16 protein-coding genes and 1 pseudogene are annotated in these 19,629 nt (G+C 68.5%); 8 read left to right on the top strand and 9 right to left on the bottom strand.

The window, feature by feature from the left end:
• Positions 1-107: 107 nt before the first annotated feature.
• Positions 108-719 (bottom strand): TetR/AcrR family transcriptional regulator, encoded by a 612-nt coding sequence (locus G6N64_RS11630; protein ID WP_163797068.1) that lies wholly within the window; start codon positions 717-719, stop codon positions 108-110.
• 184 nt (positions 720-903) lie between these two features.
• Between G6N64_RS11630 and G6N64_RS11625 the strand changes: the two genes are divergently transcribed.
• Together G6N64_RS11625 and G6N64_RS11620 are read left to right on the top strand one after the other, a co-directional pair.
• Complete coding sequence (locus G6N64_RS11625; protein ID WP_163797066.1) at positions 904-1,272, top strand: DUF3060 domain-containing protein; 369 nt, start codon at positions 904-906, stop codon at positions 1,270-1,272.
• Positions 1,273-1,336: 64 nt separating this feature from the next.
• Positions 1,337-1,738 (top strand): DUF3060 domain-containing protein, encoded by a 402-nt coding sequence (locus tag G6N64_RS11620; RefSeq protein WP_163801644.1) that lies wholly within the window; start codon positions 1,337-1,339, stop codon positions 1,736-1,738.
• Between the two features lie 104 nt (positions 1,739-1,842).
• Here G6N64_RS11620 and G6N64_RS11615 read toward each other — a convergent pair whose 3' ends face one another.
• The 4 genes from G6N64_RS11615 to G6N64_RS11600 form a co-directional block, all read right to left on the bottom strand.
• On the bottom strand, positions 1,843-2,622 hold the full coding sequence (locus G6N64_RS11615; RefSeq protein WP_163797064.1) for a crotonase/enoyl-CoA hydratase family protein: 780 nt from the start codon (positions 2,620-2,622) through the stop codon (positions 1,843-1,845).
• Complete coding sequence (locus G6N64_RS11610; RefSeq protein WP_163801642.1) at positions 2,619-3,332, bottom strand: PaaX family transcriptional regulator C-terminal domain-containing protein; 714 nt, start codon at positions 3,330-3,332, stop codon at positions 2,619-2,621. Before G6N64_RS11610 ends, G6N64_RS11615 begins: the two co-directional genes overlap by 4 nt.
• A 23-nt stretch (positions 3,333-3,355) precedes the next feature.
• Positions 3,356-4,294 carry a crotonase/enoyl-CoA hydratase family protein gene (locus G6N64_RS11605; protein WP_163797062.1) on the bottom strand — a complete coding sequence of 313 codons (939 nt, stop codon included), beginning with the start codon at positions 4,292-4,294 and terminating at the stop codon, positions 3,356-3,358.
• Positions 4,295-4,385: 91 nt separating this feature from the next.
• Positions 4,386-6,014, bottom strand: coding sequence for an acyl-CoA dehydrogenase family protein (locus G6N64_RS11600; protein ID WP_163797060.1), 1,629 nt, complete (start codon positions 6,012-6,014; stop codon positions 4,386-4,388).
• 72 nt (positions 6,015-6,086) lie between these two features.
• Here G6N64_RS11600 and G6N64_RS30255 point away from each other — a divergent pair.
• Positions 6,087-6,353: pseudogene (locus G6N64_RS30255) on the top strand (cupin domain-containing protein); the annotation flags it as partial.
• Here G6N64_RS30255 and G6N64_RS11590 read toward each other — a convergent pair.
• Both G6N64_RS11590 and G6N64_RS11585 read right to left on the bottom strand, forming a co-directional pair.
• Positions 6,291-7,472 carry a phosphatase PAP2 family protein gene (locus G6N64_RS11590; protein WP_409370801.1) on the bottom strand — a complete coding sequence of 394 codons (1,182 nt, stop codon included), beginning with the start codon at positions 7,470-7,472 and terminating at the stop codon, positions 6,291-6,293. The pseudogene G6N64_RS30255 and the gene G6N64_RS11590 overlap by 63 nt on opposite strands.
• Before the next feature lie 154 nt (positions 7,473-7,626).
• Positions 7,627-8,379 (bottom strand): deoxyribonuclease IV, encoded by a 753-nt coding sequence (locus tag G6N64_RS11585; RefSeq protein WP_163797056.1) that lies wholly within the window; start codon positions 8,377-8,379, stop codon positions 7,627-7,629.
• A gap of 195 nt (positions 8,380-8,574) precedes the next feature.
• On the opposite strand from G6N64_RS11585, the gene G6N64_RS11580 reads away from it, so the two are divergent.
• The 5 genes from G6N64_RS11580 to G6N64_RS11560 all read left to right on the top strand — a co-directional run bounded on the left by G6N64_RS11580 (position 8,575) and on the right by G6N64_RS11560 (position 14,556).
• Positions 8,575-10,770, top strand: a complete 2,196-nt coding sequence (locus G6N64_RS11580; protein WP_163801637.1) for an MMPL family transporter — start codon at positions 8,575-8,577, stop codon at positions 10,768-10,770.
• 3 nt (positions 10,771-10,773) lie between these two features.
• The gene (locus G6N64_RS11575) at positions 10,774-11,832 is read left to right on the top strand and encodes a type III polyketide synthase (protein WP_163797054.1); all 1,059 of its coding nucleotides are present in this window, start codon (positions 10,774-10,776) and stop codon (positions 11,830-11,832) included.
• Between the two features lie 3 nt (positions 11,833-11,835).
• Positions 11,836-12,345, top strand: a complete 510-nt coding sequence (locus tag G6N64_RS11570) for an isoprenylcysteine carboxyl methyltransferase family protein (RefSeq protein WP_163797052.1) — start codon at positions 11,836-11,838, stop codon at positions 12,343-12,345.
• Complete coding sequence (locus tag G6N64_RS11565) at positions 12,342-13,358, top strand: NAD(P)/FAD-dependent oxidoreductase (RefSeq protein ID WP_163797050.1); 1,017 nt, start codon at positions 12,342-12,344, stop codon at positions 13,356-13,358. The genes G6N64_RS11570 and G6N64_RS11565 overlap by 4 nt, the downstream gene beginning before the upstream one ends.
• Before the next feature lie 232 nt (positions 13,359-13,590).
• Positions 13,591-14,556: an IS481 family transposase gene (locus G6N64_RS11560; protein ID WP_163797048.1), complete on the top strand. Its 966-nt coding sequence runs from the start codon at positions 13,591-13,593 to the stop codon at positions 14,554-14,556.
• On the opposite strand, the gene G6N64_RS11555 is transcribed toward G6N64_RS11560, so the two are convergent.
• Complete coding sequence (locus tag G6N64_RS11555) at positions 14,551-15,402, bottom strand: type IV toxin-antitoxin system AbiEi family antitoxin (protein WP_163801635.1); 852 nt, start codon at positions 15,400-15,402, stop codon at positions 14,551-14,553. The two genes, G6N64_RS11560 and G6N64_RS11555, sit on opposite strands and share 6 nt — an antisense overlap.
• Before the next feature lie 232 nt (positions 15,403-15,634).
• Complete coding sequence (locus tag G6N64_RS11550; protein ID WP_163797045.1) at positions 15,635-19,594, bottom strand: DNA-directed RNA polymerase subunit beta'; 3,960 nt, start codon at positions 19,592-19,594, stop codon at positions 15,635-15,637.
• Between the last annotated feature and the right edge of the window lie 35 nt (positions 19,595-19,629).

Here is a 19,629-nt window from a genome sequence, read left to right as displayed (position 1 = left end):
AGGGCCGTTTCGGGAGCCGGCCCGATAGCGGCTCGGTGGCGGGGGCCAGGCTGGTCCAAGTATGCCGTCAGGCACGGCCTCGGTCCCGTCTGACGCGCCGGTGGGACTCAGCGACGCTCCATGCCGGCGGCCAGGCGCAGCACCATGTCGGTGAAGACGGCATCGGTGTCGATGTCGTCCATCACGCCCGTCATCTCCAGCAGCACGAAACCGTGCAGCGCCGACCAGAACTCCAGGGCGGAATAGAACGCGTTCTCACCGTCGAGGCCGTAGGACCCGAGCACCGCGATGACCGGCCCCGCGGCGGCCCGCGTGGCCGCGGTGTACTCGGGGTCGTCGCCGCCCAGCGGCATGCGGGTGAAGGCCGAGTAGCGGCCTGGGTGGTGGTGGGCGTAGCTGCGGTAGGCACTGGCCATGGAGACGACGGCGTCGTCGCGGGTGCGTCCGTCGCCGACCGTGTTCAACATGCCGATGATGTCGCCGATGACCCGCATCCGGACGGTTCTGCGCAGGTCGTCGAGGCTTTGCACGTGGTTGTAGAGCGACGGGCCCTTGGTCCCCAGCTGGGTGGCGAGCGCGTTGATGGTGAGCGAGTCCCATCCCTCGCGATCCAGGAAGGTGAGTGCCGCGTTGACGATGGCGTCCCGGCTGAGCTTCGTCGTGCGCGCCGGCGCCTTCGGTCGACCGCCCGCGGAGACCGCCTCCGAACGAGCTGCCATGTCCGTCTCGATTCCTCTACTGCGCATGCCGTCCGCGGGGTGCGTTGACGAATGACTCTAACCTCTGGCCGTGGCGGCGGTCAGGCCATCCGGTCGCGGCAGAGGTGGATCGCCGAAGTGTTGCCGCGGCGGCGGTCCGGCGACGTAGGCTGCGGAGACTCACGTGGACGGCAAGGGGTGCACCATGACGATCAGGACGCTGTGCGGTTCGCTGGCGGTGCTGCTGCCAGTCGCACTGCTCGTCGGGACGCCGACCGCCGCGGCGAAGAACGGTGACACCCACATCACCGGCCAGGGCATCAACCAGACTCTCGACTGCAACGAGTCGACGCTGATGGTGATGGGCACCGGCAACTACCTCACCGTCAAGGGATCCTGCTGGGCCATCGCGGTGCAGGGATCGTCCAACGTGATCGTGGCCGACAACGTCGTGAACGACATCACCGTCTACGGATCCGATCAGACCGTGTACTACAAGTCGGGTGATCCGGCGGTGATCGACCGCGGCCGCGAACTCGGCATGACCAATCGCATCGACCGCGTTCCCGCGTAGTCTGGCGGCGCGTCGACCTGGCGCGCAGAAGGTGACGAAGATGAACGACGAAGCGAGGGAACTCATGCCCGCGTACTCCCGGATCTCGATCGCGGCCATCGGCGTTGCCCTTGTCCTCGCCGGATGTGGATCGAACAGCAGCGATTCCAATGACCCCACCGCCACCGCGGGTTCGTCGGGCGCGCAGGTCGAGATCGGGAACACGATCAACTACGGCTCGTTCGGCACCACCGCCGACATCGACTGCGCAGACGGCAAGTCGCTCAACGTCGGCGGCTCCAACAACACGTTGACCATCAAGGGCACGTGCTCGAGCGTCAACATCGGCGGCGCCGACAACAAGGTGACCCTCGAGACGGTGGGCGACAGCCTCAGCGTCGTCGGCCTCAACAACACCGTCACCTACCGCGACGGCGACCCGAAGATCAACGACACCGGATCGGGCAACAAGGTCTCGAAGGGCTAGTCCCCTCGCCCCTTATCCGTCGAGCCTGCTGGGGGATCGCGATCCGGGCGGATTCGGCTATCTCACGGCAGTTTCGGTGACGGCCCTCGCTTCAGGCTCTCGCTTCAGGCCCGCGTGCCGTGCCGGCCCGCACCGTCGGCGAACCGGCGCGCACCGGCCAGTGACTCCGACGAGACCCGCGACAGGCTCGCGAACTCGACGTCGATCGCCTCGGCCTCCGACATGCCCCACTGCCCCATCATCGACAGCCGGTCGGCGCGCATGCAGAGCTGCGGCAGCGCAGCGAGTTCCGCGGCGAGCGCCTCGGCGGCGCTACGGGACTCGCCCGTCGGGACGACGCGGTTCGCGAGGCCGATGTCGAGGGCCTCGCGGGCATCGACCGCACGACCGGTGAGGATGAGGTCCATCGCTCGGCTGTGTCCGATCAGGCGTGGCAGGCGGACGGTGCCGCCATCGATCAGCGGTACGCCCCAGCGGCGGCAGAACACCCCGAACGTCGCGTCCTCCTCCATCACCCGCAGGTCGCACCACAGCGCGAGTTCCAGGCCACCCGCGACGGCGAAGCCGCTGACCGCGGCGATCACCGGCTTGGACAGCACCATCCGCGTCGGCCCCATCGGACCCGGCCCGGTGCGGTGCGCGGGGTTCACGTCCGGTGTGCCGAACGCCTTGAGATCGGCTCCCGCGCAGAACGTTCCGTTGTCGCCCCACAGCACCGCCACCGACGCCGACTCTTCCCGGTCGAACTCCTCGAACGCGGCGAACAACTCGGCGGCCGCGGGTCCATTGACGGCGTTGCGCGCGCCCGGCCGGTTCATCACGATGGTGGTCACCGCGCCGTTGCGCTCGACCCGTACGCCGCCCCTGCCAGGTTCTCCGGTCACTTCGTCTCCATCACTCGGGTGTCGTCGCGTCGCGCCACCAATTCGGCGGCGAAGTCGTGGTAGGCCGCCCGCAGCTCGGCGCCGGGCCAGCCCTCGGGCAGCAGTTCGTCGGGTAGCACTGGGTCGGTGAGGATGTGCCGCACCATGGCGGCGGCGGCAGCGAAGCGCCCGGGAACCGACGTGGCGGAACGCATCTCGTCGAGAAGCGCGGTACCGGTGCGGGACCACGACGGCAGGTCCCACAGCCGGGCGACGAGGTCGGCCGGGTCGGCGTCGCGCGCTGCGAGCACCCGCACCCGCGTTCGCAGCGGACCCGCGAGGTCGACGTCGAGGTTTGCCGGCCGCATCCACACGCCCTCGCGGAGCTCGCCGAAGCGCTTCTCGAACAGCGTCTGCCGCAGCGTCGCGCGCGTCCGCGCGTCGATCCCGACGCTGGTCACCACGAGCGTCGTCCACTCGCCGTCCCAACCGATCGCGCGGGGTTCCAGCGCGTCGTCCTGCCTGCGTTGGCGGGCGAGCAGGCGCTCCGAGAGCCGGTACCCGTCGGCGGACCGGACCAGGTCGCCCGCCCCCACCATCCGGGTCAGCGCCACCCGCAGCGTGGGTTCGCGGATGCCGAAGTCGCTCGTCAGGGCGATGAGATCACCGGCCGACGCCCATGCGGGGTGAGCACCGAGCAGCACGCTGAGGACCACCGACCGTGCGGTCATCCGCTCCGGCCCGGTGCGTTTCATCAGACCCCGGACGTCTGACGGCCCGCGTCACCGTAGGGCTCGTCGCGGTTGCGCACGGCCTGGCGGAAGCCGTGGTCGCGTGCCTGCGCGACGAAGTCGTGGCCCTCGGGAGTGTGTCGGGCCACGCCGTCGAACACGGTGCTCACCATGCGACTGGTCGCGACGCCCTGCTGCATCAGTGCGGTGTTCAACGCCAGCTTCGCCATGATGAGCTGGTTGACGGGCATCGCGGCGATGCGGTCGACCAGCCGTTCCGTGCGCTCGTCGAGGTCGGCGGCGTCGGGCGCCTCCACCGCGAGCCCCCACTCCGCGGCTTGGGCGCCCGAGAGGCAATCACCGGTGAAGAGAAGGCGTTTGGCGCGCTGATCGCCGAGGCGGTGTGCCCACAGGCCTGCGGCCGGGACGCCCCACACGCGCATGGGCGGGTAGCCGATCTTCGCGTCCGCGGCGATGATCACCTGGTCGGCGTGCAGCGCGATGTCGGTGCCGCCCGCCACGCAGTAGCCGTGGATCTTGGCGACCGTCGGCTTGTCGCAGTGCATGAGGCTCGAGAAGCCGCGGACGAACCGGCTCATCATCTGGTAGTCGATCATCGGGTCCCACGGCTGGTCGGGCAGATGGTTGACGCCCTGCGTCCTGCCCGAGAGCACGGTGTCGCGGTACGGGTTGCCGTTCCCCGCCGACGACGATCCCTCCGCGTAGGCCGACAGGTCGAACCCGGCGCAGAACCCCTCGCCGCGGCCCGAGACCAGGATGACGTGCACCCGCGGGTCGAGGTCGGCGCGCTCGACGAGCGCCGACAGCTCCAGCGGCGTGTCCGCGACGATTGCGTTGCCCTTCTCCGGGCGGTTGAACGTGATCCGCGCGACCCGGTCGGTGACCTCGTAGGTCATCGTCTTGAGGTCGTCGAAGTCGACGGGCCTGATCGCGTGCGTCATCGACCGACCCCGACCTCTCCCGCGAGCGTGCGTGTCTGCGGACGACACGCGGGTCCCGAGCGGGAGTTCGCGCACGCTCGCCGAAAGACGGTCATCCCTTCACCAACGCACGCTCGATGATCGGCGACAGGTCGAGCCCAGTCGGCAGCGTGCCGAACGCACCGCCCCACTGCCCGCCGAGCCTGCTGGCGAGGAAGGCCTCCGCGACCGCCGGGTGACCGTGCCGCACCAGCAGCGAGCCCTGCAGCGCCAGCGAGATGTCCTCGGCGATCTTGCGGCCGCGGTACTGAATGGTCTCGAGATCGTCGAGCTGCGGGCGCAGCGCCCCGACGTGAGCGTCCAGCCGCGGGTCGTGCCCGGCGGTCCGGCCCAATTCGTCGAACAGCACCTCGATGCACTCCGGACGGGTTGCCATGGCGCGCAACGTGTCCAGTGCGCTGACGTTGCCCGAGCCCTCCCAGATGCCCATCAGCGGAGCCTCGCGGTAGAGCCGCGGCATGCCGGACTCCTCGACGTAGCCGTTGCCGCCCAGGCACTCCATCGCCTCGGCGGCGTGGGGAGTCGCACGCTTGCAGACCCAGTACTTCGCGGCGGCCAGACCGATGCGCCGCAGCAGCGTCTCGCGCTCGTCGCCGCGCACCGCGTGGTCGGTGGCACCGGCCATCCGCATCGCCAGCATGGTCGCGGCCTCCGCTTCGATCGCGAGGTCGGCGAGCACGTTGCGCATCAGCGGCTGATCGATCAGGTACGCGCCGAACGCCTTTCGATGCTGGGCGTGGTGGATGGCGCGCGCGAGCCCGGTACGCATGCTAGTGGCGCTGCCGAGCGTGCAGTCCAGCCGAGTGAGGTTGACCATCTCGATGATCGTCGCGACGCCGCGGCCCTCCTCGCCGACGAGCCACGCCGTCGCGCCATCGTACTCGACCTCACTGGAGGCGTTCGCGTGGTTGCCGAGCTTGTCCTTGAGGCGCTGCAGGAACATCCGGTTGCGCGTGCCGTCCGGCAGGACGCGCGGCAGGAAGAAGCACGACAGTCCCCCGGGAGCTTGCGCCAGCACCAGGAACACGTCGCACATCGGCGCGGACGTGAACCACTTGTGGCCGCGCAGCGAATAGGTCCCGTCGCCGTTGGGCGTCGCCTCGGTGGTGCCGGCGCGGACGTCGGAACCGCCCTGCTTCTCCGTCATCGACATGCCCGCGGTCAGCCCCGCCTTGGTGGTGGGCACCTTGAGTTCCGGGTCGTACACCCGGCTGGTCAGCAACGGCTCGTACTGAACCGCCAGCTCGGGGTTCGCACGCAGCGCGGGCACCACGGCGTACGTCATCGAGATCGGGCAGACGTGGCCGGGTTCGGGAGTCCACACCGACGTCTTCGCGGCGCGCACCACGTGGGCGCCCGGGCGGTCGTCGGCCCACGGAGCCGCGTGCAGTCCGTGTCCCACCGCCACCGTCATCAGTTCGTGGTACGCCGGGTCGTACTCCACCTCGTCGATGCGGTGGCCGTACCGGTCGTGGGTGTGCAGCACCGGGCGGTTGCGGTCGGCGAGTTCACCCCAGCGCTGCGCCCGACGGCTCCCGGACAGCGCACCGAGTTCGGTGACCTCGTCGAGGCCCCACTCACCGCCCTCGCGGATCAACGCCTCGGTCAGGACGGCGGAGGTCGCCGGGTTGTAATCCTCCAGCAGCGGAACCTGGTTGGTGACGACGTGCGTATCGGCCATGGCCCACTGTTACATTTTTCCGACAGCTGCACAAGATGCGTAACACGGCCGCGTCGGCTCCATACTCGACCCATGAACGCCAACACCGCCGTGCCTGCAGCGTCGATGACTCTCGAGCACGAGGGGGTTCCGCCGGATCAGACCCTGGCAGGCGAGCCGACGACGGCATCGCAGACGCTGACCGAGATCGACGGCGTGGAGGTCGGCGTGTGGGAGATGACGCCGGGCACCATGAGCGACGTCGAGGCGGAGGAGGTCTTCGTCGTCCTGTCCGGGTCAGCCACCGTGGCGTTCGCCGACGACAGCCCGAGCCTGGACCTGCGCGCCGGCGACGTCGTCCGGCTGGCGACGGGCGCGCGGACGGTCTGGACCGTCACCGAGACCCTCCGGAAGGTCTACGTCACGGGCGCGTGAACGACGGCTGCGCCACGCGTCGAACCGGTTGATTCCGACCATCACCACGGCGGCGAACGCCCACCCGAGCAGGATGTCGACGACGTAGTGCTCCGCGGTGTACACCAGCGTGAATGCCATGACGAGGACGTAGGCGACGAGCAGGGGACGCCACATGGCGTTGACCCGGTGCCACAGGAACGCGGCTATTGCGGCGGTCATGCCGGCGTGCAGCGAGGGGATCGCGGCGACCAGGTTGACGCTGGCCTGCCCCTGGTCGATGAGCGCGGCCGCGCTGTGCAGGTTGAGGTTGCCCCAGCCGCGGGTGACGATGCGCTCGATCCACCCGTTGGCGCCGTCCTGCGAACTCTGCATGGCGCCCAGGATCCCGCCGTCCGGCACTCCCCGCGCCGAGCGGAACATGCACTGCGGCCCAGACGGGCCACCGGCCACGTCGTCCGCGGTGCACCGGGCCGCCGCCCACGGTGGCGCGGCCGGAATCAGCGCGTAGACGACGAGCGCCGCGAACGAGAGTCCGACGAACAGCTTCACGAACGCCTTCCACTCTTCCCGGTTGCGCAGCCACAGCACTGCCGCGACGACGTACGGGAGGATGAAGAACGACATGTAGACGGTGCTGATGACGACTTCCCACCACGGCGCGGCCGGCATCTTGAGGTGTTCCTGCAGCCACACCGTCGGCATGGTCCCGAAGAAGAGCAGCCGGTCGAGGTCGGCCTGCCAGTGCCACAGGGTCGGCCTGCCGATCAGGGTGGCCGCACCCCGGCTCAGGTCGTAGGCGACCAGCACGAGCGCGAACGGCAGCCAGTCCCGGATGACGTACAGCATGCGGCGGCCCTGACCGATGCTGCCCGCGAGCAGCCCGGTCGCGATATAGACGAGCAGCAGCTCTCGGTTGAAGGCGAAGCCCTCGGTCACGGTGCGATGGACGATGACGACGGCCCACGCCCCGACGGCGACCCACCGCAGTATCCGCAGCCGCCGGTCGCGCACCGTGGGGCGGTCGTCGGCGCTGATCGGGGTGATCGTCGCGTCGTCGGCAATCGCAGACACATGAGCCTTTCGGGACGGGAACGGCGTCGGCGGGTCCCCGTGTGGGGACCGGGTGCGCGACGCCAACCATCGCCGTTCCCTCGATCAGCCTAGTTAACCGTCCGGCCGCCTGCCCGCCGCACCGCGTTCACCTCTGAGAGCGTCCTCAGCCGACGTGGTCGCGCAGGAAGGCGATGTCGTCCTTGCGGCCCTCGTCGGACGTCTCGCAGATCACCGGCGCATCCGCTGCCCGCACCACGGCCACCAGCAGCTCGGGGTCGATCTGCCCGGTGCCGAAGTTGGCGTGCCGGTCGGCGCCCGACCCCGCGGCGTCGCGCGAGTCGTTGCAGTGCACGAGGTCGATCCGGCCGGTGATGGTCTTGATCCGCTCGACGGCGTCGACGAGCGCCTCGCCCGCCGCCCACGCGTGGCAGGTGTCGAGGCAGAACCCGATGCCCATGTCCCCGATGCGGTCCCACAGGCGCGCGATCGTGTCGAAGTGGCGGGCCATCGCGTGGTCACCGCCGGCGGTGTTCTCGAGGTACACGGGCACGTCGGTCTCGAGGTAGTCGAGCGCCTTCACCCAGCGCTCGAACCCCGCCTCCATGTCCTTGTCGTCGGCGTGCCCGCCGTGCACGATCACGGCGGTGGCGTCGATCGCCGATGCCGCGTCGCAGGTGTCCTGCAGGATCTTGCGCGACGGGATGCGGACCCGATTGTTGGCCGACGCGACGTTGATCAGATACGGGGCGTGCACGTACAGCGGGACCGACGCGGCCTTCAGCACATCGGCGTCCTCGCGCGGCTTGGGCTTCTTCCAGCTCTGCGGATCACCGAGGAAGAACTGGACCGCGTCCGCACCCTCCGCGGAGGCTGCGGACAGGGGGTCGTCACCGCGCACATGCGAACCGATCAACACGGTGCCAGTCTAGGGCGACTGTCCGACGCCGGACAGCACCGCGGCCACCATGTCACCACCTGTTGACATAGCTCTCGGCGTCCCCTAGCGTCCTAAGTCATCACTTGTTGACATGGCGCACCGCAGGAGGAGCCGGCCGTGAATCGAAGCACCGAGAGCAGGCTGCCCCTCCTGCAGCGCATCGGCGAGCACGCGATGGCAGCGCCGCGACGCTTCCTCGTGCTCGCCGCGCTGCTCACCGTCGCCGCCGGCATCGTCGGCCTGCCCGTCGTGACCAAGCTCTGCGCGTGCGGTTTCGAGGACCCCACCTCCGAATCGGCGCAGGCCTCGCAGCTGCTCGTCGACCGATTCGGCCAGGGCAGTGCCCAACTCCTCCTCGTGGTCACCGCCCCCGGCGGCTACCGCAGCGCGACGGGAGTCGCGACCCGCATCGTCGACGAACTCGAGCGCTCCCCTCACGTCGCCACCGTCACCTCCGCGTGGACTGCGCCGCCACCCGCGACGGCGGAATTGGTCAGCACCGACGGCCGGTCCGGTCTGATCGTCGCGGGCATCACGGGCGGCGAAAGCCGTTCACCGACGTACGCGCAGGATCTCGCCGACCAGCTGGCCGGCGACCGCAACGGCGTCAGCGTGCGGGCGGGCGGCTCGGCGATGGTCAACGCACAGATCACCGCGCAGTCCCAGCACGACCTGCTCGTCATGGAGTCACTCGCGATCCCACTGTCGTTCGTCGTCCTCGTCCTCGTCTTCGGGGGTCTGCTGACGGCGGCGGTGCCGGTCGCCGTCGGAGCCGTCTCCGTGATCGGCGCGATGGCCGTGCTCCGCGGCGTCGCGCTCGTCACCGACGTCTCCATCTTCGCGCTCAACCTCAGCGCCGCACTGGGTTTGGCATTGGCCATCGACTACACGCTCCTGATGATCAGCCGCTACCGCGACGAACTCGCCGACGGCGCCACCCGCGACGCGGCGCTGCTGCGCATGATGACGACGGCGGGTCGGACCGTGCTGTTCTCGGCCACCATCGTCGCCCTGTCGATGGCGATGATGGCAGTGTTCCCGATGCACTTCCTCAAGTCGTTCGCCTACGCGGGCGTCGCCACCGTGGCGTTCGCCGCCGCGGCCGCGCTGATCGTCACACCGGCGGCGCTGGCGCTCATCGGAGACCGGTTGGACGCGTACGACGTTCGCCGGTTGCTCGGCAGGAAGAAGGCCGCACGGCAACCGATCGAACGGACCTTCCTCTACCGCTGGACGACGGTGGTCTCCCGTCGCTCCATCCCGATCGGCCTCGCGGTCGTCGCGGCGATGCTGCTCCTCGGCGCGCCGTTCCTCGGGGTCACGTGGGGCTTCCCCGACGATCGCGTCTTGCCCTCCACCGCGTCGGCCCACCAGGTGGGCGATCAACTGCGCGAGAACTTCTCGAGCAACTCGGCCACCGCCGTCACCGTCGTCGTCCCCGACGCTTCCAGCCTGACACCGGCCGAGTTCGACCGCTATGCAGCCGACCTGTCCCGGGTGCCCGCCGTCGCCGACGTCTCACCTCCGACCATCACCGACGGCAGTGCCTTTCTGACCGTCACCAGCACGGCCCCACTGTTCTCCGACGAGTCCCAGGATCAGCTCGACGCGATCCACGAGGTCGCGGGTCCCGGCGGTCGCGCGGCCCTCCTCACCGGCACGGCCCAGGTCAACGCCGACAGCGTCGACGCCATCACGTCGCGGCTACCCGTGGTCCTCGGGCTCATCGCCGTGGTGATGTTCGTGCTGCTGTTCCTGCTCACCGGCAGCGTCGTCATCCCGCTGAAGGCGTTGGTGCTCAACACCTTGTCGCTGACCGCGGCGTTCGGTGCGATGGTGTGGATCTTCCAGGACGGCCACCTCGCCGGCCTCGGCACGACGAGCACCGGGACGCTGGTCGCCAACATCCCGGTCCTGTTGTTCTGCATCGCCTTCGGGCTGTCGATGGACTACGAGGTGTTCCTGGTGTCCCGCATCCGCGAGTACTGGCTCTCGTCGACCTCGACGGGATCGGCGCACGCCAGGAGCGACGAGGCGGTCGCGCTCGGCATCGCCCGCACCGGTCGCGTCGTCACCGCGGCCGCGGTCATCATGTCGATCTCGTTCGCGGCGCTGATCGCCGCGGAGGTGTCGTTCATGCGGATGTTCGGGCTCGGACTGACCCTGGCCGTCCTCGCCGACGCCACCCTCATCCGGATGGCGCTGATGCCGGCGTTCATGCACCTGATGGGCGAGTGGAACTGGTGGGCGCCGCGGCCACTGGTCCGACTCCACGCCCGGTTCGGGCTCGACCACGGCGACGGTCCCGACGGGCCTCGCTTCCACGGAGTTCACGACGACGTGACCTCGGCAACCACGGTGAAGGAGTGATCGATGAGCGTCATCGCAAGTGTCAGAGGCGAACTGCCGCCCAACCGCTACACCCAGGACGAGGTGACCGACACCCTGCTCGCCATGCCGGGCTACGGCGCGCACGCCGACGCCATCCGCAAGCTGCACCGCAGCGCCAAGGTCGACAGCAGGCACATGGTGCTGCCACTCGAGGACTACGCCGGCCTGACCGACTTCGGTAGCGCCAACGACGTGTTCATCGCGCACGCCGTCCGGCTGGGCGCCGCGGCTGTGCTGGGCGCGCTGGAGGACGCCGGGCTGCACCCCGCCGACGTCGACGTCATCTACACCACGACCGTGACAGGGCTGGCCGTGCCGACCCTCGACGCGCGCATCGCCGGCCTCATCGGGCTCCGCCCCGACGTGAAGCGCGTGCCGATGTTCGGCCTCGGCTGCGTCGCCGGCGCCGCCGGCATCGCGCGCCTGCACGACCACCTCCGCGGTGCACCGGACGGCGTCGCCGTCCTGCTCGCCGTCGAATTGTGTTCCCTGGTACCAAAGACGGACCCGTCCATGGCGACCGTCGTGGGTTCCAGCCTGTTCGGCGACGGGGCCGCGGCCGTGGTGGCCGTCGGCGATCGCCGCGCCGAGGCCATCGGCGCATCCGGCCCCGAGGTGCTCGACTCGCGCAGCCACCTCTACCCCGACTCGCAGCGCACCATGGGTTGGGACGTCGACGCGAGCGGCTTCCGCCTCGTGCTCTCACCGGACGTGCCAAGCGTCGTCGAGCGCTATCTCGGCGACGACGTCACCGGGTTCCTCGCGTCACACGACCTGACCATCGACGACGTCGGAGCGTGGGTCAGCCATCCCGGCGGCCCCAAGGTGATCGAAGCGATCACCGCGACACTCGGCCTCCCCGACGATGCCCTGGAGCTGACGTGGCGCTCGCTCGCCGAGGTGGGCAACCTGTCGTCGGCATCGGTGCTGCACGTGCTGCGCGACACGATGGCCAAGCGCCCGCCCGCGGGCAGTCCCGGGCTGATGATGGCGATGGGTCCCGGCTTCTGCTCCGAACTCGTCCTGCTGCGGTGGAGCTGACCGATGGCCTGGTATCTCGCATTCATCGCCGTCATCGCCGTCGAACGCGTCGCCGAACTCGTCGTCTCGAAACGCAATCTGGCGTGGACGACGGCGCGCGGCGGCACCGAGGTCGGCCTCGGGCACTACCCGGCGATGGTGGCCCTGCACGTCGCACTCCTCGTCGGATGCGTGGTCGAACCGCTGCTGCTCGACCGGCCCTTCCTGCCCGCGCTCGGCTGGCCGATGCTGGCCGTCGTCGGCGCCGCGCAGGTGCTGAGGTGGTGGTGCATCACGACTCTCGGCCCGCAGTGGAACACCCGCGTGGTCGTCGTACCCGGCGCGCCGCGGGTGACCGGTGGCCCGTACCGGTGGATCCCGCACCCCAACTACGTCGCCGTCGTCGTCGAGGGCATCGCACTACCGCTGGTGCACTCGGCGTGGCTGACGGCCGTGGCGTTCACGGTGCTGAACGCGCTGCTGCTGCGGACGCGGATCCGGGTGGAGAACCGCGCGCTGGCGAGCCTGTCGTGATCGACCTGCTGGTCGTCGGCGGCGGTCCGGCGGGCCTCGCGACGTCGCTGTACGCGGCGCGGGCGGGTCTCGAGGTGATCGTCGTCGAGAAGCGGCCGGGAACGCTGGATAAGGCGTGCGGCGAGGGCATGATGCCGCACACCCTGGCACACCTGGACCGTCTCGGCGTCGCCGTCGAGGGCAGGCCGCTGCGGGGCATCACCTACGTGTCCGGGGACCGTCGCGTCGACGCCGCGTTCCGCGCGGGCTCGGGCCGCGGGGTCCGGCGCACGACGCTGCACGCGGCGATGTCCGATGCCGCGCGGGAGGCGGGCGTGAAGTTCGAGTCGGGCGACGTCGGTGACGTCACCCAGGACGCCGACGGCGTTGCGGCCGGACGGTTTCGGGCACGGTACCTGGCGGCGGCCGACGGACTGCACTCCCCGATCCGCCGTGGACTCGGACTCGACCGACCGACCGGCGGACCCCGTCGCTGGGGCATCCGTCGGCACGTTCGGGTAGCGCCGTGGACCGACTCGGTGGAGGTGCACTGGGCAGCCGGCGCCGAGGCCTACGTGACCCCCGTCGCCGCGGATTGCGTGGGGGTGGCCGTCCTGTCCTCGAGCCGCGGCGGGTTCGACCGGCACCTGTCGGCGTTCAGCGAACTACGCGAGCGGATCGACGGGTTGGAGCACGGGCCCGACCGCGCCGCGGGCCCGCTGCGGCAGGGCGCCAGGTCGCGGGTGGCGGGCCGGGTGATGCTGGTCGGCGACGCCGCCGGCTACATCGACGCGTTGACCGGGGAGGGCATGGGCCTGGCGTTCGGGGCGGCGGAGGCGTTGGTGGACTGCGTCGTCGGAGGTCGGACCGCCGACTACGACCGCCGCTGGCGAGGGCTCACCCGTCGTTACCGCATGCTGACGGCCGGGCTGGTCGCGGCGACCGCCCACCCGCCGGTGCGATCGCGCCTCGTCCCCGCCGCCGCCGCCCTCCCCCGCGTGTTCTCCGCGGCGGTCAACCAGCTCGCCTATTAGGGTCGGCCCCCTTCTCCCGCGAGCAGACGTGAACTCCCCTCTTTCGCAGCCATCGAGGGGAGTTCACGTCTGCTCACCGAGGTTGAATCCCTTTGCGTTGCCGCAGGAGGTTGTCGATCCGACTAGCTGTACCGGGACATGACGTTGGTGTCAGGCGTGTCGGCTTGATGTAGGGAGAACCTCCGGGTGGGGTGTGGCTTGTCGAAGGCCCATCACCTATCCGGAGGTTCTCGTGTCCCACCGTAATGCCCGCACGACCTACCTAGGCCGACTGTTGATCGTCGAGCGGTTCCATGCGGGCTGGAACAAAGCCCACATCGCGTCGTCGATGGGTATTTCGCGCCAATGCGTGCACAAGTGGATCGACAGGTTCGACGCCGAGGGCGAGGCCGGACTGCACGATCGGTCCTCGCGGCCGCACACGACCCCCACTCGCACGCCCAACGCAGTGGAGGCCCAGATCGTCGCGTTGCGTCGGGCTCAGCGGATGGGCCCCGATGGCATCGGCGCCGAACTGTGCGTGCCGGCACGCACGGTGTCACGGGTCCTGGCCCGTCACGACGTCCCGCACCTGGCGATGTGTGACCCGATGACCGGTGACCTCATCCGCGCCTCGAAGCTGACCGCGGTGCGCTATGAACGCACACGGCCCGGTGAGCTGGTGCACATGGACGTGAAGAAGTTGGGCCGCATACCCGACGGCGGCGGGTGGCGTGCTCATGGTCGAGGGTGCGCACCGGATCGAGAACGCAAGCGAGGCAACGGGTTCGACTTCGTGCACTCACTCGTCGATGATTACTCGCGGCTGGCGTACTCCGAGGTCCTAGCCGACGAGAAGGGATTGACGTCCGCAGCGTTCCTGAGCCGTGCGGCAGCCTACTTCCGCACTAAGGGCATCCCCACGATCGACTGCCTCATGACCGACAACGCCTGGGCCTACCGCTACTCACTTCGCGAGGTGTGCGCCGAGATGGGAACCCGCCAGATCTTCATCAAACCGCACTGCCCATGGCAGAACGGCAAGGTCGAACGGCTCAACCGCACGCTGCAAACCGAATGGGCCTACCGCCAGGTCTTCACCAGCAACACCGACCGTGCCGCAGCCCTTGCACCGTGGCTCGAGTACTACAACACTCGACGACGTCACAGCGCACTCGACGGCCTCCCACCGATCAGCCGGCTGACACCAACCTCATGACTCGGTACAACTAGCCAGTTCCCACGGATGTACGCGGACGTCGTCCACGACGATCGGAACAGTGGTCCACCCGCGTTCCTTCAACCGCTCCACCTTGAGGCGGTCACGCTTCCATGCAAGTGGATTCGCATGCCACTCCATCGAGTCGTATTCGGCAACGAGTTTCGCGTCCTCCCAGGCGAAGTCCACTCGCCATAGGTCGCCGCAGTGGTCGACGATCTCGTATTGCAGTTCGGGGAGCGGCAACCCGTGGTCGATGAACACCAGCCTGGCTTCACTTTCCATCGGCGATTCCGCTCGACCGTCCGCGTATTGCAGAAGTTCTCGTACGGCGACGATCCCACGCCGTCCCCCTTGCTCCTCGAGCGCAGCAGTGAGTTCGTCCCTCGACACGCCCACCCGCAGTGCCGCGTCCAACGTGGCGAGTGCGCGCGGCCGACGTAACGTGCGCGCGACCTCTACGGCCGTCCATGCCGGCGCGGTGACCAGTCGCGTGTTCACCCGTCGAAGCGGTGCGCCGGCCCGCTGGTGAACCATCACCTCGATACTCGGACGCATTCGGATCCCTGGGTCGAGGACGTGAAGGCGTCGATCACGTTCGGTGTCGAAGCCCCAGATGTTGGCGGCGGTACCGAGGCACGGCACCAGGGCGTGGCCCGTCGCCAGGGTCAGCGCCGTAAGCCGGACCTCAACGTCTGGTTCCGTCAGCGAATAGACCCCGCGGCAGACCCGCCGGATCAGTCCTGTGCGGACGTGAGTGTCGATGGTCTTGCGCGACATCAGCGTCAGCAGCTGAGCCGTCGTCGCCGCCCCGCCGGCGTCCGCGATCAGGTCGTGGATGAACATGCCACGAGAGTGCCGCGCCAGGCTGCTCACCGACAGCCCTTGCCGGACCACCTGTGGATAACTCACCACAATGACCGGCGAGCAGACGTCAACTTCCCTGGATGAGGGGTATCGAGGGGAGTTCACGTCTGCTCGCCGGGGGAGGTGGCTCGCCGAGAGAAGGCAACCCGCAACCCCCCACACAACGAGAGGGGCCCCCACCCGAGGGTGGGGGCCCAACTCGTCGTGCTGACTAGCGGTAGTCGCTGAATCCGTAGTCGTCCAGCGGCACGGCCTGACCAGAACTCTGGCCGAAGTCCGGGCTGTAGTACTGATCCTCGTAGGACGGGATCGTGTACGCCGCAGCGCGGGCTTCCTCGGTGGGCTGCACCTGGATGTCGCGGTACCGGTTGATGCCGGTACCGGCCGGGATCAGCTTGCCGATGATCACGTTCTCCTTCAGACCCAGCAGCTTGTCGCTGCGGCAGTTGATCGCCGCATCGGTCAAGACACGCGTGGTCTCCTGGAACGACGCCGCCGACAGCCACGAATCGGTCGCGAGCGACGCCTTCGTGATGCCCATCAGCACCGGACGGCCGGCGGCGGGTTCGCCACCCTCCGCGACGACGCGACGGTTGGCGGACTCGAACTCCGCACGCTCGGTCAGCGAGCCGGGTAGGAACTCCGTCGAACCCGAATCGATGATCGTGACGCGACGCAGCATCTGCCGAACGATGACCTCGATGTGCTTGTCGTGGATCGACACGCCCTGGGCACGGTAGACGTCCTGCACCTCGTTGACGAGGTGCTGCTGGACGCTCCGCTGACCCTGCACGCGCAGAACCTCGTGCGGGTTGGCCGAGCCCTCCATGAGCTGCTGGCCGACCACGACGTGATCGTTGTCGGAGAGCAGACGCTCCTCGCCGTCGTCGTGCTTGAACGACTTCAGGCGCTGGCGACGAGAGATCTTGTCGTAGACCACTTCTTCGCTACCGTCGTCCGGCACGATCGTGATCTTGTAGAACTTCTCGCTCTCCTCCAGGCGGACCCGTCCGGACAGGTCCGCGATCGGCGCAGTGTTGCGCGGCACGCGGGCCTCGAACAGTTCCTGGACGCGGGGCAGACCACCGACGATGTCGGCACCACCCGTGACGCCACCCTGGTGGAAGGTACGCATCGTCAGCTGCGTGCCGGGCTCACCGATGGACTGTGCGGCGACGATGCCGACGGCCTCGCCGATGTCGACCAGCTTGCCGGTCGCCATCGAACGTCCGTAGCACATCGCGCACACGCCACTGGGGCTTGCACACGTCAGCACCGAGCGCACCCGCACCTGCGAGATGCCCGCCGCCAGCAGTTCGTCGATCGCCGGATCGCCGAGGTCGTGTCCACGCTGGACGACGACGTTGCCGTTCGCGTCGACCGCATCGCTGGCCAACGTGCGGGCGAACGCCGCGGTCTCCACGTGCGGATCCCGAATGAGGGCGCCGGTCGTGGTGTCCACCTCGGCGAGCGTGACGGCGATGCCGCGCTCGGTGTCGCAGTCGTCCTCGCGGACGATGACGTCCTGGCTGACGTCCACCAGACGACGGGTCAGGTAACCCGAGTCCGCCGTACGAAGTGCGGTGTCGGCCAGACCCTTACGGGCACCGTGCGTGTTGATGAAGTACTCCAGAACCGTCAGGCCCTCGCGGAACGAGGACTTGATCGGACGCGGGATGAACTCACCCTTGGGGTTGGTGACCAGACCCTTCATGCCCGCGAGCGTGCGGGTCTGGGTCAGGTTGCCCGTGGCGCCGGACTTCACGATCGTGATGATCGGGTTGTCCTCGGGGTAGTACTCCTCCAGGGCCTTGCCGACCTCTTCGGTGGCCCGCTGCCAAATCTTCACCAGTTCGCCGTTGCGCTCGTCCTTGTTCAGACCACCGCGCTGGTACTGCTTCTCGATCCGTTCGGCTTCCTGCTCGTGCCGCTCGAGGATGTTCTCCTTCTCCGGCGGCACCAGAACGTCCGCCATCGACACGGTGACACCCGAACGCGTGGCCCAGTGGAAGCCGGCGTCCTTGAGCTTGTCGACGGTCTGCGCCACGACGATCATCGGGTAGCGCTCGGCCAGGTCGTTGATGATCCGGGCCTGGACCTTCTTGTGCATCTGCTCGTCGACGAACGCGTACCCGCGGGGCAGCAGCTCGTTGAACAGCACGCGACCGAGGGTGGTGTGAGCCATCCACGCATCGCCGAACTTCCAGCCCGCGTCGCCGAACAGCTCGGCTTCGCGTGCGGCCGGCGGACGCAGGTGGGTCAGACGCACCTTGATCTTCGCGCGCACGGACAGCGTGCCGAGATCGACGGCCATCTGTGCCTCGGCGGCCGAGCTGAAGACGCCCTCCTCCGGCTGATCCTTGGCGGCGGGCTTGTATTCGCCCTTGTCGCCGGGGATCTCGGTGGTGAGGAAGTACAGACCGGTCACCATGTCCAGACGCGGCATGGCGAGGGGCTTGCCCGACGCCGGCGACAGGATGTTGTTCGAGGACAGCATCAGGATGCGTGCCTCGGCCTGCGCCTCCGCCGACAGCGGAAGGTGCACGGCCATCTGGTCGCCGTCGAAGTCGGCGTTGAACGCCTCACAGACCAGCGGGTGCAGCTGGATGGCCTTGCCCTCCACCAGCTGCGGCTCGAAGGCCTGGATGCCCAGACGGTGCAGCGTTGGTGCGCGGTTCAGCAGCACCGGGTGCTCGGAAATGACCTCTTCGAGGACATCCCACACCTGGGGACGCTGACGCTCGACCATGCGCTTGGCGCTCTTGATGTTCTGCGCGTGGTTCAGGTCGACGAGACGCTTCATCACGAACGGCTTGAACAGCTCGAGTGCCATCAGCTTCGGCAGACCGCACTGGTGCAGCTTGAGCTGCGGGCCGACGACGATGACCGAGCGGCCCGAGTAGTCGACGCGCTTGCCGAGCAGGTTCTGACGGAACCGGCCCTGCTTGCCCTTCAGCAGATCGGACAGCGACTTGAGCGGGCGGTTGCCCGGTCCGGTGACCGGACGGCCGCGGCGGCCGTTGTCGAACAGTGCGTCGACCGACTCCTGCAGCATCCGCTTCTCGTTGTTGACGATGATCTCGGGGGCACCGAGGTCGATCAGCCTCTTGAGACGGTTGTTCCGGTTGATGACGCGGCGGTACAGGTCGTTGAGATCGGAGGTCGCGAAGCGGCCACCGTCCAGCTGGACCATCGGGCGCAGCTCCGGCGGGATCACCGGGACGGCGTCGAGCACCATGCCCATCGGGGAGTTGGCGTTCATCTGGAACGCGGCGACGACCTTCAGACGCTTGAGGGCGCGAAGCTTCTTCTGGCCCTTGCCGTTCTTGATGGTGTCGCGCAGCGACTCCGCCTCGGCGTCGATGTCGAAGTTCTCGATGAGCTTCTTGATCGACTCCGCACCCATGGCGCCGGTGAAGTACTCGCCGTAGCGATCCTGCAGCTCGCGGTAGAGCACCTCGTCGACGATGAGCTGCTTGACGGCCAGCTTGGTGAACGTCGTCCAGATCTCGTCGAGCCGGTCCAGCTCGCGCTGAGTGCGGTCGCGCAGTTGACGCATCTCGCGCTCGCCACTGTCACGGACCTTGCGGCGGACGTCGGACTTGGCGCCCTCCTTCTCCAGCTCCGCGAGGTCGTTCTCGAGCTTCTGCGAACGCTCGGCGAGGTCCAGATCACGCTGGTCCTCGACGGCCTTCTTCTCGACGACCATCTCGGCCTCGAGGGTCGACAGCTCGTTGTGCCGCATCTCGGTGTCGACGCCGACGATGACGTAGGCCGCGAAGTAGATGATCTTCTCGAGATCCTTCGGGGCCAGGTCGAGCAGGTAGCCCAGACGCGACGGAACGCCCTTGAAGTACCAGATGTGCGTGACGGGTGCGGCCAGCTCGATGTGGCCCATCCGCTCACGACGCACCTTGGCGCGAGTCACCTCGACGCCGCAGCGCTCACAGACGATGCCCTTGAAGCGGACGCGCTTGTACTTGCCGCAGTAGCACTCCCAGTCCCGGGTGGGGCCGAAGATCTTCTCGCAGAAGAGTCCGTCCTTCTCGGGCTTGAGCGTGCGGTAGTTGATGGTCTCCGGCTTCTTGACCTCGCCGAAGGACCAGTTGCGGATGTCGTCCGCGGTCGCGAGACCGATGCGGAGTTCATCGAAGAAGTTGACGTCTAGCACGTAACTCCCTTTCCCCTTGCGGGATTTTGGATCAA

It is taken from the genome of Mycolicibacterium sediminis (assembly GCF_010731735.1).
Classification (GTDB): Bacteria; Actinomycetota; Actinomycetes; order Mycobacteriales; family Mycobacteriaceae; genus Mycobacterium; species Mycobacterium sediminis.
The sequence above is the reverse complement of the archived record's forward strand: the minus strand, read 5'-3'. Positions and strand labels throughout refer to the sequence as shown.